Origin of the sequence: Brasilonema sennae CENA114 (genome assembly GCF_006968745.1) — a bacterium.
Taxonomy (GTDB): domain Bacteria; phylum Cyanobacteriota; class Cyanobacteriia; order Cyanobacteriales; family Nostocaceae; genus Brasilonema; species Brasilonema sennae.
In genome coordinates, this window is the sequence record NZ_CP030118.1 from 3,325,985 (window position 1) to 3,343,192 (window position 17,208).

General features: G+C 43.6%; 12 protein-coding genes. 5 read left to right on the plus strand and 7 right to left on the minus strand.

Annotated elements, in window-relative coordinates; translation table 11 throughout:
* Positions 1 to 186: 186 nt before the first annotated feature.
* Entirely contained in the window at positions 187 to 1,095 is a 909-nt protein-coding gene (locus DP114_RS14115; protein WP_171976389.1) for a LysR family transcriptional regulator, read from the minus strand.
* A gap of 165 nt (positions 1,096 to 1,260) precedes the next feature.
* Here DP114_RS14115 and DP114_RS14120 point away from each other — a divergent pair, with 165 nt between their 5' ends.
* Genes DP114_RS14120 through DP114_RS14130 form a run of 3 tightly spaced genes read left to right on the plus strand, consistent with a single transcriptional unit; the run spans position 1,261 to position 4,993 of the window.
* Positions 1,261 to 2,160 carry an SDR family NAD(P)-dependent oxidoreductase gene (locus tag DP114_RS14120; RefSeq protein WP_171976390.1) on the plus strand — a complete coding sequence of 300 codons (900 nt, stop codon included), beginning with the start codon at positions 1,261 to 1,263 and terminating at the stop codon, positions 2,158 to 2,160.
* Positions 2,161 to 2,209: 49 nt separating this feature from the next.
* Entirely contained in the window at positions 2,210 to 3,538 is a 1,329-nt protein-coding gene (locus DP114_RS14125; protein ID WP_169265153.1) for a carboxymuconolactone decarboxylase family protein, read from the plus strand.
* A gap of 33 nt (positions 3,539 to 3,571) precedes the next feature.
* Entirely contained in the window at positions 3,572 to 4,993 is a 1,422-nt protein-coding gene (locus DP114_RS14130; protein ID WP_171976391.1) for a lactonase family protein, read from the plus strand.
* Positions 4,994 to 5,278: 285 nt separating this feature from the next.
* On the opposite strand, the gene DP114_RS14135 is transcribed toward DP114_RS14130, so the two are convergent.
* The 4 genes from DP114_RS14135 to DP114_RS14150 form a co-directional block, all read right to left on the minus strand.
* On the minus strand, positions 5,279 to 6,781 hold the full coding sequence (locus DP114_RS14135; protein ID WP_171976392.1) for an aldehyde dehydrogenase family protein: 1,503 nt from the start codon (positions 6,779 to 6,781) through the stop codon (positions 5,279 to 5,281).
* Positions 6,782 to 7,205: 424 nt separating this feature from the next.
* A complete protein-coding gene (locus DP114_RS14140; RefSeq protein WP_171976393.1) occupies positions 7,206 to 8,468 on the minus strand; it encodes a serine/threonine-protein kinase in 1,263 nt (420 codons plus the stop codon).
* A 335-nt stretch (positions 8,469 to 8,803) separates the two neighbouring features.
* Positions 8,804 to 11,401, minus strand: a complete 2,598-nt coding sequence (gene hetF, locus DP114_RS14145; protein WP_169265149.1) for a cell division protein HetF — start codon at positions 11,399 to 11,401, stop codon at positions 8,804 to 8,806.
* Between the two features lie 1,703 nt (positions 11,402 to 13,104).
* Positions 13,105 to 13,266: a CopG family transcriptional regulator gene (locus DP114_RS14150; protein ID WP_169264249.1), complete on the minus strand. Its 162-nt coding sequence runs from the start codon at positions 13,264 to 13,266 to the stop codon at positions 13,105 to 13,107.
* 57 nt (positions 13,267 to 13,323) lie between these two features.
* Here DP114_RS14150 and DP114_RS14155 point away from each other — a divergent pair, with 57 nt between their 5' ends.
* On the plus strand, positions 13,324 to 14,505 hold the full coding sequence (locus DP114_RS14155; RefSeq protein ID WP_169264248.1) for an RNA-guided endonuclease InsQ/TnpB family protein: 1,182 nt from the start codon (positions 13,324 to 13,326) through the stop codon (positions 14,503 to 14,505).
* Positions 14,506 to 14,584: 79 nt separating this feature from the next.
* Positions 14,585 to 14,911 carry a thioredoxin family protein gene (locus DP114_RS14160; protein WP_169265177.1) on the plus strand — a complete coding sequence of 109 codons (327 nt, stop codon included), beginning with the start codon at positions 14,585 to 14,587 and terminating at the stop codon, positions 14,909 to 14,911.
* On the opposite strand, the gene DP114_RS14165 is transcribed toward DP114_RS14160, so the two are convergent.
* Together DP114_RS14165 and DP114_RS14170 are read right to left on the minus strand one after the other, a co-directional pair.
* Positions 14,898 to 15,131 (minus strand): hypothetical protein, encoded by a 234-nt coding sequence (locus DP114_RS14165; RefSeq protein ID WP_171976394.1) that lies wholly within the window; start codon positions 15,129 to 15,131, stop codon positions 14,898 to 14,900. The genes DP114_RS14160 and DP114_RS14165 overlap by 14 nt on opposite strands.
* A 113-nt stretch (positions 15,132 to 15,244) precedes the next feature.
* Positions 15,245 to 17,101: a DUF5942 domain-containing protein gene (locus tag DP114_RS14170; protein WP_171976395.1), complete on the minus strand. Its 1,857-nt coding sequence runs from the start codon at positions 17,099 to 17,101 to the stop codon at positions 15,245 to 15,247.
* Between the last annotated feature and the right edge of the window lie 107 nt (positions 17,102 to 17,208).

Consider the following 17,208-nt stretch of genomic DNA (forward strand, 5'->3'; position numbering starts at 1 on the left):
ATTGCATAAAGCACAGATCATTAGACTGAATTTTTTGATCTGATAAAGAAACTGTTACCGAAGCTAAAATCCTGAAATTCCTTTATGATACATATTATCTTTTTTTGTCAATAGGAATAAATTCAGTTTTATCTGCATATTTTTTACTTTAAATAAAAACGTCAAATCCTCTGCCTCACTTCCCGCCTAAATAGTTGTGTTTCCGTTGTCTAAACAGCTTTTGACCAGAAATTCGACAAAGCATTGCACTTTAGGAAGTAGATAACGATTACTTGGAAATATGGCATAAATTCCAACATCATTCTTATCTTCACACTCACAAAGAATGGGAATCAGTTGCCCTGAACGCAACGCCTGATCTGCCAAAAATGCTGACACACGAGCGATTCCCAAACCTGCCAGTACAGCCTCGTACAGCGCTACCCCACTATTGACTGTAAAATTTCCAGCTACCCTAATTTCTCTGAGTCCAACTGGATCGCGAAAGCGCCATTGATTCAAAGTTGTTTTGTATGCATTCAATGCGATGCAGTTGTGATTAGCCAAATCATCAGGAGTCTTCGGTGTTCCATAGCGATCAAGATAAACCGGAGCCGCACAAGTAATGCGGCGATCAGACACTAACCGACGTGTAATAAGTGAAGAATTTGCCAGTTCACTAATGCGAATTGCTACGTCTATGCCCTCACCGACCACATCAACCACATCATCACTCAGCACCAGTTGAATGCTTAAGCGCGGGTAGTGTGCCAAAAACTCAGGAATCCGCGTAAGCAGATGGCGATGGGCAAACATAGTCGAACAACTGACGTGGAGTAATCCTTGGGGCGCTTGGCTGTGCTGTTTTGCTTCGCGATCAGCTTCCTCCAAATCTGCCAAAATGTTGAGACAACGGTTGAAGTAGCGTTCTCCCACTTCGGTCAAGCTGAGGCTACGAGTGGTGCGATTGAACAGACGCACCCCAAGTTGATTTTCAAGCTGAGTAATGCGACGGCTGATTGCAGACGGATTAATGTCTAAAGCCACTGCCGCTTTTGCAAAATTGCCACTGTTGACCACTTGCACAAAGACTTCTAAATCTTGTAGACGACTCATAATTGATGCAATTTGTGCATGAGAGTGGTGTCTAAAAAAGCTATTGTCAGTTTTTTGGACATGAATCTACACTTAGGCTATTGAAGCTCGTTTTGCAAGTCTGCTGTCAACTAAAGTTGTTAAGGTGGCAGCAAAATTTGAATTATTTTCCACACCATAAAAATTATGATTAACCGCAGTAAAAAGCAACAGTCTAGCCGTCGCCAAGTCATTCAAACTGGAATTGCTGGAATTGCTGGAGCCGCTACGGTTGGATTTACGACAAAAGTGAATGCTCAACAGCCTATACCCAAACCCGCAAATTCAAAGAACCGCTTTGCTGGAAAAGTAGTCTTGATCACTGGAGCAACGTCTGGAATTGGGCGTGCGGCGGCGATCGCCTTTGCCCGTGAAGGAGCCAAAGTTGGCTTCTGCGGACGTAGGGAAAACTTGGGAACCGAGGTAGAACAGCAGATTAAGAAGAATGGTGGCGATGCCACTTACGTTAAGGCGGACGTGACGCAGCCCAAAGAAGTTGAATCGTTTGTCAACCGTATCGTTGAAAAATATGGTCAATTGAATGTGGCATTTAACAATGCTGGTGATGTACTTTCAAAGCCACTCCACGAGATCACAGTTGATGAGTGGGACTGGGTTCAGAACACAAATCTACGGGGCGTTTTCCTCGCAATGAAATACCAGATTCCTCACATGCTGAAGCGGGGTGGAAACATTGTAATTACTGCTTCTCAGCATACCGTAGCTACTCGACCAGGTATGGCTGCCTATGCAGCTGCCAAACGAGCACTACTGGGTTTAGTGCAGGCGGCAACACTGGATTATGGACAGCTAGGAATCCGAGTTAACATGCTCTCGCCGGGGATTACGGATACGCCTCTGTTTCAACGGACAACGGGAGGCTCAAAGGAGAAGGTAGAAGCTGCTCGACAATTGGTGGATGGACTGAAGCGGATTGCAACAGCGGAGGAGATTGCCGAAGCTGCGTTATTCCTTGCGTCCAACGATTGTCCTTACATCACGGGTGTTTCTCTCTTAGCAGATGGCGGCATGATGTCTGGGTTGTAGAAATGTTTGAACACTCAGAATTATTTTGAACTTTACAGCAGTAAAAGTTATGCCACAAACCTCTCAACGGATGCGGCGATCGCTCCTTACCTCAGCAATTGCGACTCTGACAACATTTGTTTTGGGAATCGTAACTCAAAAGCAAACACAAGCTCAATCAAATCGCTCAGGCGATCGCTATACTCGCGGCATCGAGACACTCAAGCGAGTTGGGGGTAAAGAGTACGATCGCGCAACTCGCCCACTGGAGCCGTTCTCACCAGATTTAAGCCGGATGGTTGTTGAGCATGTATTTGGCGATGTTGTATCCCGATCCGGACTTGATTTGAAACAGCGAGAAATTGCGACTGTGGCGGCATTGACTGCGATCGGCTCGGTTCGTCCTGCCCTCAAATTTCACATTCATGGAATGCTGAATGTGGGTTGTAGTCCTCAAGAAGTGATAGAAATAATTCTGAATGCGGTCGTGTATGCTGGATTTCCAGCCGCACAAGATGGGATGACGATCGCACGGGAAGTTTTCAAAGAACGTAAAATCCAGTTTCAGCCAGTTTCAGCAAGACCGCAAGGCGATCGCTATCAACTCGGCATTCAGAATTTGCAGCAAACAGAAGGCGATAGAGTCAAAACAATTGCAACTCGGTTTGCAAACCTTGCACCAGATTTACCACGGTTAATCATCGAATTCGCACGTGGTGAAATTTGGAATCGGCGTGGACTCAGCCTCAAATCCCGCGAGTTCGCCACTCTAGCAATGGTGACGGCTCTGGGAAATCAGAGTAATTCGGTTGAGGCTCACGTCGAAGGTGCATTGCGAGCAGGTGCAACTGAGACTGAAATTAAAGAGTTACTGTTGCAAATGACAGTGTATGCAGGGTATCCCAAAACACTGGCTGCTGTTACTGCTGCGCAGCAGATATTTGCAGATCTCAAGCAACGGGGAATTCCTGCTGCCAGTCCGCAACCGGATCTAGAAAGTCGGCGGCAAGCAGAAAGCAATGAAGCGCGTTATCGTCGGGGTTTAGAAGCTTTAAACCAAATTAGCAAAGCATCGGGCGAGGCAGTAGTGAAAAGCTTTGAAGATATTGCTCCCGACCTGGGACGCTATATTGTGGAATTCTCTTATGGTGATGTGTTTTCTCGTCCAAATTTGGATCTTAAAACCCGCGAACTTGCGACCGTTTCTGCACTGACTGCATTGAATACAACTGCCTCAGAACTGCCGCTCGAGGTGCATGTCAATGGAGCATTAAACGTTGGAGCCAATCGTCAAGAGATTGTTGAAGCAATTATGCATATGATTCCCTATGTTGGCTTTGTCAAAGTGCAGCAGGCAATGGCTTTAGCGGAAGCAGCGTTTAAGAAACGAAATGTTTAAGCAGTTAAAAGAGCATTAATCCTTTCATTAATTATGAATAGCAAGAAACGTTTTGCCTTGAAAACTCGAAGCGCGATTCTGGTTCCGAGAGGCTACGCGATCGCATTTATCATCGCCTTCCTGACACTGATCTTAATTTCAACTCAACTCAGTAATGCTCAATCGCTAAAGCAATTACCAAGGTTTGCAGGTCGCTACATTGCTGCCATTTCAGACGGTGATTTTCTTGCTAGTACTTATAGTGATGGTAAGCTACCTGCTCCAGGTGTGAGCGATCAGTTATCGATCTTGACTTTGCCACTCAACGGCAAACAGGAAGCGTTGGCACCGAGAATCGCACAAATCAATGCTTCCAACTCAGTTACCGGAGCACCTTATGCGCTGGCTCTATCACCCGATAGTCGCACAGCTTTTGTCGTTGAAACCCTCGGCGCTATGCCAGTTGGTGCGACTCGCAGAGAACAACTTCCACCCGGAAATCAACTAGTTGCGATCAATCTATCAAATCCGCGTCACCCCACTGTTTGTGGTCGAATGGCAGTTGCTCCCAAACCCGAAACAGTCCACATTCACCCAGACGGAGATTTACTGGCAATTTCAACCCAGACTCCAGACAAAGAAATTATCCTGATTCCAGTTCAAAATTGTCAAATTGCTCAACCCAGCGAATTTTCACTACAACAGTTAGGCATTCAATCTGATCCAGCGCGATTTCAAAATGGATTGTATGTCAGTCAAGTGCAGTGGCATCCCTCTGGGCGCTTCCTTGCTATAAATTTGGATTATCGTGATGAAATTGCCTTCTATGAACTACAGCGTAATCTTCAAGGTAATCTACAACTGATTCCTTGGGGTCGCCCAGTGAAAGTGGGTAAAGATCCTTTTACGGGGCAGTTCACCCCAGATGGACGCTTTTATCTCAGCAGCAATTGGGGGCGCAATTTTGGCGCAGAAGTTAAAACCTTAGAACAGCGGATACCCGAAACGGGAGGAACCGTATCGGTGATTCAACTTGCAGAGTTGAATTCTTCTGCATCCCAGGTTCAGCATCGTGTTGTTTCAACTGCGATTGCCGATAATTCTCCTGAAAGTTTAACAATCAGTCCCGATAGTTCAAAAGTCGTCACTGTGAACATGCGCGGGACTGCCTTTCCCACGAATTCATTTCGATTTACACGTCAAGCGACACTCAGTTTGATGACGCTTGATCCCACCTCTGGTCAGTTAACGAAAATTAATGATTATCCGTTTGAAGGTATCTTGCCAGAGAGCGCAGCATTTGATGCTAGTGGTAATTTCCTAGTTGTGGCAGTGTATGACTATTTCACCCCAAAACCCGAAGGTGGAATCGAGTTTTGGCAAGTCCTTGAAAAGCCAAAACCTAAGCTACAACGTACAGGGTATGTTGTCGATGTCGGTCGCGGTGTCCATCAAGTGTTAGTCGCTCGATCTTAACCCTCTTCTAAGAAACCGTATTTGCTGAGGGTTCAGAAGAACCTGAGTTCGACGAACTAGAAGCTCTCAAAGACTTGTCTAGAAAAGGTTTTAATGAAAAGAACTTACGACTCAGGAGCCAGAAGTCAGAATGAACTTCACCTCGCTGGCAGATAAGTAGGGGGTCGCGCATCCCGATCCAAGTGATTCTGACTCAGGAATTGCTGACTTCTGACTTCTGTTTAATTTCATATGCCTTGCTATGTAAGAATTTCAGCCTCTAAATTCCGTCGAAGTCACGTTATTTTAAAGCTTCACACAAACAGATTTGACCTCAGTGTAAAGTTCTAGCGCATTGTGTCCCATATCTCGACCCCATCCTGACTGCTTGTAGCCGCCAAAGGGTAAAGCAGCGTCAAAGATGTGATAGCAGTTAATCCAAACTGTACCAGCACGCAATTTAGACGCTAAACGATGAGCTTTCGATATATCGTTAGTCCAGATTCCTGCTGCTAAACCATAAGCGCTATCATTGGCTACTGGAACAAGTTCATCCACGTCTTTAAAAGGCATCGCCGTTACGACTGGACCAAATATCTCCTCTTGTACCACCTTCATTGTTTGCTTAGTATCAACCAGCACTGTTGGCTCCACAAAATAGCCCTGATTGCCAATGAGCTGTCCACCCGTAACAGCTTTTGCACCTTCAGCAAAACCTGACTGCATATAGCCATAAACTCGGTCAAGTTGCTCATCAGAAATCAGTGGTCCCATTTGTGTGCTGGGGTCAAGTCCTGGTCCAATTTTAATTTTCTTAGCTTCGGCTGCAACACCTTCCACCACTTGGTCAAAAATATCTTGTTGAATATAAAGTCTTGAACCAGCATTACAACATTGACCATGATTGAAGAAGATGGAATTGGCTGCGCCCTTAATCGCCATCTCTATATCAGCATCTTTGAACACGACGTTGGGTGATTTACCGCCTAGTTCTAAAGAAACCTTTTTGAGGTTACCAGCAGCAGCTTGGACAATTAATCTACCCACTTCAGTTGAGCCAGTAAAAGCAACTTTATCAACATCGGGATGTGCGGCTAGGGGAGCACCTGCAGTTTCACCATAACCAGTCACAATATTGACCACACCATCAGGAAATCCAGCTTCACAGATTAATTCGCCCAAGCGAATAGCTGAGATGGGGGTTTGTTCGGCTGGTTTCAAAACGATTGTGCAGCCAGTAGCTAAAGCCGGACCTAATTTCCATGCAGCCATTAGCAAAGGGAAATTCCAGGGGATAATTTGTCCGACAACTCCAACAGGTTCGCGCACTGTGTAGGCAAAATATTGAGTGCCAGCAGAGATAGGAATCGTATTTCCTTCAATTTTTGTCGCCCATCCTGCCATATACCGAAACAAGTCAACCGCACCTGGCACATCAGCAACACGAGCAACACTGATTGGTTTGCCATTATCCAAGGATTCTAATTCGGCAAATTCTTCCAGGTTTGCTTCTATTAAGTCGGCTAATTTCCAAATGAGTCGTCCGCGTTGTGAAACAGTGAGTTTTGACCAAGGACCATTTTCAAAGGCTTCACGTGCAGCTTGTACTGCTCGATTAATATCTTCGCTCTCACCCGAAGCCGCATGGGCGATGACTTGACCTGTAGCCGGATTATATACAGGAAAGGTTTGACCACTCGCAGACTCAACCCATTTTCCCCCAATCAGTAGTTTCAATGGCTGAGTTAAAAGCCTTGACACTTGGTCGCTGACAGGAATTCCAACTGCTTGTTGAACTAAAGTTGACATATCTATCTCCTTTTTATGAGGGTGTCATTCACTTAACTTGCATTTTTTTAACGTTATGTAAAACCTGTCATTTTTTCCCCACTTAATTTGTAATACACAACTTAAGCCCAGAGAGCTTTTTTTCCATAATTCTTATTAAGTTATGTAGAACCAACTAATGTCATTTCGAGCAGTTTTCAATTGGGTAGAATACAGCTTTTACCTCGTTCCCAGCCTCTGACTAGGAATGTCTATTAGGAGGCTCGGCCTCCCTTACTTGCGGCAAAGCCGCCCCAACGGCATTTCCAGGTGGAACCTGGAAACGAGATTTGATTTTGTGCTACCTGCTTGCATCACACGCCACTTTTAGTTAATTCGTGAATGTGGCTGTTTACATCTGTTGATAAAGATAGACAATACTATATAAAAATTGATAATTTCTGAGCTATAATTGACCTTTTTTATACTTAGCCTTTAATTCTTCCAATTCTTCATCTATTTCGTTTTTACTAGAAGATGGCTGAGGTGTTTGTGGCTGAGGTTGAATATTTTTGCTTTTATTAGAAGATGGCTGAGGTGTTTGTGGCTGAGGCTGAATATTTTTGCTTTTATTAGAAGATGGCTGAGGGGTTTGTGGCTGAGGCTGAACATTATGACCTTTATTGCTTTTGGATTTTCCGCCTTGAAGAAATAAAGTTTTCATTTCCTCTAATTCTGTGTCTATTTGGGTAGTCGCTGGATTTGTAGAAACAGGTGTGGAAATAGGTTTTGATGGAGTTACAGGTTTGAGAGGGGTTACGGGTGTTGCAGGTAATTGCGGCTTTTGGTTTAAGTCTTTGAGGACTTGATCTACAGTTTGGTAACGTCGAACGGGAATGCTTTGCAGCATTTTGTCCAAAATACGGCTCAACTCATTGCTAACTGGGCTTGTGAGATATTGTTGCCAAATCCAAGCATCGTTGTTGATATCGTACAAGTCAAAAGGAGAGCGTTGAGTTAACAGATGAACACAGGTGACACCTAAGCTGTATATATCACTGGCAAAAATCGCCTTTCCTCTGATTTGTTCAGGAGCAACATATTCTGGACTCCCAATACTGGTTCCTGTTCGGTTTAAAGCTGTGTAAGTCGCTTCTTTCGCAGCACCAAAATCTACTATAACCAGATTTCCATTGCTTGATTTGGTGTTTGTACGACGAATAATATTTTCTGGCTTAATATCTCGGTGAATGACTTGTCTCGCATGGCAAAATTGCAGCACTGGTAATAAATCATTCAGCAGTTGCCGAATTTGAGTTTCATTAAATGCACCATTTTGTTGCAATTCCTGGGCTAAGTTCAGTCCGTCAATAAATTCTTGTACAAGATACTGCCGATCATCTTGAGTGAAATAAGCTAATAGTTCTGGAATTTGAGGATGCTTACCCAATTCATCCAAGCGCATTGCCTCTTGGGTAAACAACTCTACTGCTTTCTGAACTGTGCTAGTACCTTGAGCTTGGGGGTAGAATTGCTTAATGACGCAACGTGGTTTAGATGGCTTATCCTCATCTACAGCCAAGAAGGTTCTGCCAAAACCACCCTGCCCTATTGGTTTGATGGCACCGTAGCGCTCTTTAAGCAGTAACTTGGAACCACACGTGTGGCAAAATTTTTCGTGATTGATGTTAACAGGGTTGGGGCAATTAGGATTTAAGCAATAGCTCATGTGACAAATATGGCTTTTGCGTAGCCTTGATACGTTAGTCTACGCTTTCATATGTTTTTATTTTGCCACGTTCAAAGATGATGGAGAATATTGGTCAAAAATATTTTAAGAAGAACTCAGTTGTTAGAAACCAGAACAAGCTAGCCCCTAAGGGGGTGCACTCAAAGGACGTCTTGCTACGCGCTAATGACGCCGTATTTCTACAGGTCTACTTGATGAAATACATTTTTCTTTTTCATAAAATATATAGAATCGTATAATTTTGTTACGATACTTCTGGAGCGCGTAGTGAGGCGCAACCCATTCTGACTTCTAAATTCTGAATTCTTTCTGGGTCAATTTTGAAGTATGGAACGCTGACTTTTTAGTTGGAGGAGTATTTTCCAATCTTGTAAACTATTCTCGGTCCAAAGCCAGTTTTTCGCCAATTCTTTAACCTCAAAATTGACTGGATCATCTTTAACGATCATTTGACGCAGCTTGATGGCTTCATTGAGATATTGCTCGCGTTTTCCTTCTGGTTGCTTGTTTGCAGTTTTATACAAACCAATAGCTAACCCAGCATAAGCTGTTAAAGCATCCCGAGGGACTGGCTTTGAGGACAAAAATGTTGTCGCAGAAGCAGGGGATTTACTCTGCTGCTCTCTGACTGCGAAACTCAACGCTTTAAACCAATAGTCATTTGCCTGGTCAAGTTTACCTTGTGCGTAGTAGGCAAAGCCTAAAGCATTATTATACAAAATTGAGTCTGGTTGAGCCTTGAGCGCACTTTCCCAATAACGACGGGCATCATCGACGCTATATCTATTGTCTCGTATCTGGATAAATTGCCATGCTAATCGCCCTTTAAGGAAATAGACTGATGCGTTGTCTGCAAACTTTTCGGGAATCGCGTTAAGGGCAGCTTGAGCGTTAGGAAGTACATTACGATTAAGCAGTTCTTCCACAGCCTGTAGTCCTGTTTGCAAGTCGCCTTGACTCAATTTGTCGGTGGCGATCGCACTGACAACTTTAGTTTCAGTCGTTTTAAAATTGGCTTGTGGGGTGTTAGGGCTTTGTTGTTGAGACTGAGGATAAATGAGCGGTATTTGTTGATTGTGCGACCACCAATTTAAACCGACAACGGCTGCTATGGCGCAAAGTGCCGTTCCTGCAAGGGCGATCGCACTCACTCCTATAGTACCCCGCGAGACTCTATGTCTTTTGGCTTGTTTCGGTTTTGCTGTTTGTGTCCGCCGAATAGTGCTTGTCTGAGCTAATGGCTGGACACTTGAGTTTTCCCAATCTTCTGGCAAGTCCAGCTCTTGTTGGCGACTCAGTTCACTATTGGAGGGAAGTTCGCGAGGATCTGCGCCCTGCTGTCTACCATAGGATGCGGCTTCACGAACTTCTTCCCACATCCCAGTATCATTTTCCAGCGAAGCTATTTCACCTGAAACTTCTTTATCATCAAGACTATCTTCCCCAAATTGCACAAGTTCCGCTTTCATGGAAGATTGCGAGGATGTGTTTTGTTTATCTAGCTGGCGGAACAAATCTGAAACAATCGCTGAATCCTCTTCATAAGTTGGGTCATCGTACTCAATTTCATCAATCAGGTCGCCCCAAGTTTCTTCCCCTAGCAAGTCTAGATCATCGAATGAGTCTCTTGCCAAAGATGAGGGTAACATATCCTCAAGAGGTAAAGGCATACTGGCGTCGTTTGCCTGCTCTGAGTAAATTATTGCTGATGTCTTTAAAGATGGATTGTATTCGTTAAATAACTCCTCATCTTGAGGTAACGATATTTCTGGGCTAAGATAGCCGTCAAATCCTGGCTGGATATAAAGAATTGGTAGTGCCCAGTACAGTTGGTGGGAACCATAAGCAGCAATTAATCCTTGGCGCATCCGACTCACGCACAAATCCACAGGATACCCGTGAGAAAGGTTGCGATAAAACAATTGTGTTAGCAGTAGTGCTACTTCATCAGGAATGCGTTCTGACATTGCCAAAACACTCCTGATGCCCCGCCTGACCAAGCTTTCTGTCAAATTACGTTCCCCTGTGTCTGTTACCGCACCAGAGGACGTCGCTGCATATGTTCCCAGGCAGGAGTTAAACACTGCCATTTGGATATTATTGTTGACCAACAAGCCTGCCAAGTCGTCACCACAGAGGGTTTCCCTTAAACCAGTTCTGCTACTGACAAGATAAATTTCTCCGCCGTTCGGACCGATGTTACTGTGACCAGAGTAGTGCAGAACGTGGTATCGTCCTTGTTCTAGGGCTTGTGTCAATTCTTCTCGCCCTGGTTGTTCTAACAGGGTCAGTTCTATGTGCGGCAGATAATTGCCGCTTTCCCCAGGCTGAAGTTCCGCTTGGAGTTTGATGGCTTCTTGTTTGAGCAAATCTAGACGCACAAGATCTGTGGGAGAAGCAATTGCCATCAAAACCTTTAGCCCGCCTTCCTCTGCTGGTGCTGGCATACCTGTTGACGGCAAACGAGACGTTCTACCAATGCCATTTTGGTAGCGAGAAAAAGCGATATAAGGTCCAGTCGCAATTGGGCGATCGCCTGCATGCATCACTTCCCAAGGAAGACGTGCTAATTTAGTATCTTTGAGCCCTAATCGTAAACGCAACACCTGTTGGTGGTTTTGGGCTATTCCTTGTGCCGTAATCCAACTATCTCTGAGAGTGCCTTGAAACAGTGCATTATAAAGTTGCTGACCCAACGCTACCAAGTTGACGGAGTTTCGTGCTAGAGCATCTCCCTGTAGCACCGACTTCAACGGGTCATTCATCAAATGTCCCGCAGCCGTTAACCAATCAGCCACAGGCCAAGTCACCAGTTCTTCTGCTAATGGCACCCCAGGCGCGACTTGTTCCGTGCGCACCAAGTAGTCATTTTGCCCTACTGGGGTTACGGAAATGTGAAATTCCTGGGTCACAACTGCTCCTGTTTGCCTCCTAAATCCGGTTTGAAACCTGAAAGTTTCAAGTCGATGTTTTGCTTTTTCTTATACCTTAGATGCATCCTGGCACTGATTGTTTCTGGTTCGTGTCGTTTTGCTCATCAGTTTTAAGCTGTAAGGATTCACGGATCCACGAGTCATAATTCATGCTGTCTTATCTTACGACTAGTTTAAAAGTATCGCTTTGATTGCTTCAACCTCTGGAGTATCGCAACAGAAAAAATTCTTGGTTCATAAAACTACATCCCATAGATTGAGTTCTTATATTACAATTTTAAATTCTGAACCAATCTTCTTTCATAACTTTATCCGGATCTTGTCAATTTAGCCCAGAACTTTCTTACTGGTAGATGCACCTTGATCTTTACTCCCATGTAGGCTAACACCTTTTGGGAGTTTTTCTGTCTTTACTGATTTTATTCTCAAGCTAGGAATAGGGGGGTTTCGGGTCTTTTGGAAAAATCATTTACCGACACCTCTACACCCAAATTAATTTTGTGCTGATCATTAACTCATTTGTTCACACCCTGTAAGTTTTATTGATCACTCACAAAAAATCCCAATTATTTTTCTATACAAAATCATCCGGAGAAAGTCGTTATCTCTAGAACATAGTATTGGTAGATGCACCCTGATAACTGACACCCCTAGTGGACTTTCGGCTACTTGGGGTTTTTTTTATTTTTAGTGGATGTTGAACTTTCACTACAGAATTACTGATAAAAATCTTTTTTTTCATCTTCTGCTTTTCTTTCACAGTAGATAAAGGCAAAAATTTGACTCTATTTTGCAGAATTTATCCGGAGAAAGTCGTTATCTCTAGAACATAGTATTGGTAGATGCACCCTGATAACTGACCCCTAGTAGACTTTCGGCTGCTAGGGGATTTTTCTGGCTGATACAACTATAGCTTTCATTTTCGCGCTTTTTTTCTCAAATACTTAGTTATTTTTCAAACACAAAAATCAGCAATGCATCGTCATAACTCACTTCTTTAATCGGCTGCCAGAAACCGAGATTATATTTATTTTTAACACAAAATACATTTTATTTATTTAGTTTTTTAGGAAACATAAAATCTCTAGATGCACCCTGATAACTCACTTCCCTAGTTGGCTACTCGCTGCTGGGGATTTATTTTTTTATACAAAAGCAGTGATATTTGGCGGTTTTTGTCCGGAACACCCTAGTTATTCATAGAACATAGAATTGGTAGATGCACCCTGATAACTCACTTCCCTAGTTGGCTACTCGCTGCTGGGGATTTATTTTTTTTGATACTAAAGCGGTGATATTTAGCGGTTTTGTCCGGAACACCCTAGTTATTCATAGAACATAGAATTGGTAGATGCACCCTGATAACTCACTTCCCTAGTTGGCTACTCGCTGCTGGGGATTTATTTTTTTACACGAAACAAGCGATATTTAGCGGTTTGCACCGAACTAGGATCTCGCTGACTGGTAATATTTGGTATTCTTCTATATTATGTTATTTCACAAGCTAGTGTTAATAGTTCGAGAGTTTTGACTTCCTCCCACCGTTAACCCTTGGGGCAAGTGTGAGGGATTCCAAAAATCACTATTTAAGTCGATCACCGCCAAACGGAGTACCGTTATAGTGGGAGGCTTCTTATGGAGATCGTCCTAAACGTTGAATCACTGTAAAGCTCTGAACATATCTAAACATTGCTGTTCATTTTCTTTATTTTCTTTTTCAAGGACTGAATGTATTCTCGCAACACATCACTTTTATTCAAATCAACTAGCTGACAATATAGCTCTAGTGTTTTTAATTCGTCTGCTGTAATCCGAATCTCTAACCTTTCCGTTTGTTTAGCCATTGACATGCCGTGCAATTATACGTACAATAATCGTATAAAACAAAAATATAATCTGCAATGTACGCCATCAAAGTAGAGCTAAAACTAAATAATAAAGAGCAAACTTTGATGCGTAAACATTCTGGTTATGCACGTTTTGTTTATAACTACGGCTTGGCACTGACACAGGGTTTGCACTCTGCTGGAGTAAAAGGAAGTATCACTAAACAGATAAACGAAATAAAGAAAGTATTCACCAACTACACCAAAAAGCAACCAGAAAATCAATGGATGAACGAGCTATCGTCCAAGGTTTATCAACGAGCTTTTATGGATTTAGGACAGGCTTACCAAAGATGGGCTAAAGGGTTATCTGGTAAACCTGTCTTGAAATCGAAGAAGAATGGAGATTCGTTTACTGTTTACGACAGCAATGGCAAGGTTTTAATCTTGTTTGGCAAAAAGATAAAGATTCCGACTTTAGGGACTTTTCGTCTCAAAGAAGCGAACCCGTGTTCGTACTGCACGCAAACTTTTACTATCAGTCGCCAAGCTGATAAATGGTACGTATCTTTTGCAGTAGATGCTGATAGAATACCGCCAACTTATCACCCACAAGAAGCGGTAGGAATTGATTTAGGCGTGAAATGTTTTTGCACCCTCAGTGATGGTTTCCAAATTGAAGCCCCCAAGCCTTATAAAAGAGCGAAAACCAAGCTAGCCAAGGCACAGTGGCGAAATCGAAATAAGCAATCTGGCAACCGTCGCCAAGGAATAAAACAGTCGAATAGAGCAAAGAAGTTTTATAACTCTATTGCCAAGAAACACGCTCGAATCGCCAATCAACGCCAAGATTTTCTGCATAAGACGACAACAGATATAAGCTGTAAGTTTTACCGGATTCGGATAGAAGACCTAAACGTTTCAGGAATGCTGGCTAATAGAAAACTTTCGTCAGCAATTTCTGATTTAGGATTTTACGAATTCCGTCGTCAACTAATCTACAAGTCTGAATTTTTCGGAACCAAGGTAGAGTTAGTTGACAGGTGGTATCCATCGTCAAAACTATGCTCAATCTGCGGGAACAAGCACGATAATCTGAAACTTTCTGACCGAGTTTATCAGTGTCAAGATAGATCGTGCTTGGCTCACACAATAACGATGGATAGGGATTTGAATGCGGCTTATAACTTGTTGAACGCACCATTGGATTTTGTACGGTTGGCTCAACCGGAAGTGACGCTCGTAGACAAGAAGTAGCCGACTACCTTGGCTGAAGCGAGAAATAAACCGCATTGTTCAGCAATGTATAAGTTTTATGGAGCAGTTAGGTAAATCTATGAATTTAGCTGTCATCAAGTTTTCTTCCGAAGACTGCGGTCTCTGCCACAAGATGTCTTTCTATGACAAAAAGGTGACAGAGGAATTGGGTTTGGAATTTATTGACGTGAAAATGCAGGATACAGCGACTTATCGGAAGTATCGTCAGATTCTGTTGACTCAATACCCTGATAAGTCACAGATGGGATGGCCCACCTACATTATTTGTGATTCGCCAGAAGGAGAATTTCAGATTTTGGGCGAGGTCAAAGGTGGTCATCCCAAAGGCGAATTTAGAAGTCGCTTGCAAGAAGTTCTCAATTCACCAGCGTCTAAGGAGAGTTAATCACCTCAAAAGATTTTACTTCTAGCACTGGACCAATCATTGCAGCAGTCATAACATCTTCACGCACAAGTCCCGTGACTTTTGCTTTCTGTCCTTGTTTGAGTAAATTTTTGTCTGTTCCTCTAAGGATTTCATATGTATCACCCTTATCACTAACTAGCGCCCAAGCCCCAGTACCAATATGACGACGTTCAACGGTACCTGTAACTGTGATGCTCATATTCGTAAAACTACTCCTAATGGGTGAGGAAGTGAGGGAGTCAGGGAGTCAGAGAGTGCGGGAGTGATTTCTCCCCTTGCTTCTGTTGCTTCCTCGTCTCCCCTATCTGGTGTTTAAGCTGGTTGTTCTTCGTTTTTGACAGCTAAACGAGCTAAACCGAAACATAACACGGCATTAACGATGAGGAACATACGGGCTAAGATACCACTGCCCAATCCCCAAACTGCAGGATCTAAAACTGCACTTACCGCTAAACACGCTGCTACACCTAGTGATGAACCGATGGCAAACCACTTCCATTTAGGATTTCCTAGCAAAAGCGCCATTAAGCCTAAGGGAATTAGTACGCTGGCAAACAGTGGGTTAAAAGCATCTGTTCCTTGAAGGGTATTGCCTAATTCAGGAATAGAACTGCCTAAGACACGGAAAGGCCATTGGGGAAGGTCAAAAATATAGATCCCCTTGAGAAAGAATAATCCAGAACTACCAGTGATCAATCCCCAAGACAAATTCCAACCCCAGCGGAACGGGAAGTAAACCCGTAAAAACCAAGCGAGGAGATAGGAACCGACGACCATCAAAATCTTGGGTAACAGCGCTATAGCACCGCCATCAATCCAAAAACCGGGGTTGAGATAGCCGCTATCCCGTAGCCAACGGAAGAAGTCTTGGAAAGAAATTTGCCCTTGAGTGGCTAATTGCACTGCAGCTTCTGCGTTGAGTTGTCCAGCGCCATAGTAGTTCAAACTGTCATCTTGAACACTTCGTGCTGACTGCTTGAGGACTTCGAGGATTTGGTCTGGTTCTTTGACGCCAGAGGCTTTTACTAATGCAGCAACACCAGCAACGTGGGGGGCTGCCATGCTTGTCCCCTGGAAGCCCATAAACACTCCAGTGCCTTTGTTATCCGGGTCGATGGTTTCTTGGAGAATCTTGCCTGCATCACTACCACCGGGGGCGGAGATGTCTACTCCGGCACCAAAGTTAGAATAGGGTGCGCGATCGCCATCTGGACCAAATGCCGAAACCCCAATAACATGGGGATAACGTGCTGGGTAAGAAGCGGAGTTCTGATTTTCATTACCAGCAGCAGCAATGATGATGACTCCTTTTCTATGTGCATAATCAATTGCATCTTTCATCAGGTGACTTTCACCGCCACCGCCTAAGCTCATATTAATGACATCTGCACCGTTATCAGCAGCAAACTTAATCGCTGCTGCGATATCAGCAACAGTACCACCGCCATACTCATTCAGAACTTTGAGAGGCATCAGCTTGGCTTCGTAGGCAATTCCAGCTACCCCATAGCTGTTGTTAGTCGATTGGGCAATCGTACCAGCAACGTGAGTGCCATGTCCATTGTCGTCGTTGGCTTCTACTCTGTCGTGAACAAAGTCGTAACCGGGGACAAATTCTGTCTCTATGAGATCACGAACGCGAGTGACGCCGCTATCAATCACTGCAACCGTAATGTCTTTGCCTTTGGTTTGAGTCCACGCGCCTTCAACATGAATATTGTGGAGATTCCACTGCTTGCTGTAATAGGGGTCGTTGGCACCTTTGAATGCTGGTTTTGCTTCGTCAGCCTCTTGTGAGGGATCTAATAATTCTCCCAGCCAAGTTGCTTTACCTGGTTTTGGAATTTTGTAGATATAATTTGGTTCAATAAAATCCATTGCTTGGGCAAGTGGCGACTTTTTCAATTCTTTGAGTCGCTGCTTATCCCCCTTGACGATATAAACATTGTCCTTGGCGGAATATTGATTATCTAGTTCGGGAGTGACGTTGTACTGTTGAGCAATAGTTTGCAGGTCTTGCTGCAATACCTCTTTGGGAATATCTTCCCGAAAATTTAGGACTATTGTTTCAAACTCCCCTTTGGCTGCAAGTCCCTGAAAATTCATAAAATTAAACAAGGCAACGCTCAGCCCGATGACAAATAAGCAAAATAATATTAACTTTCTCATTTCAAACCATTACCGCTTTTTGCCAGTTTGCTCACTACCATAACTCATACAAGCCCTTTGGTGGTGCATCTGGCACTAAACTTAGGATTTTTATACAAACTGGAGGA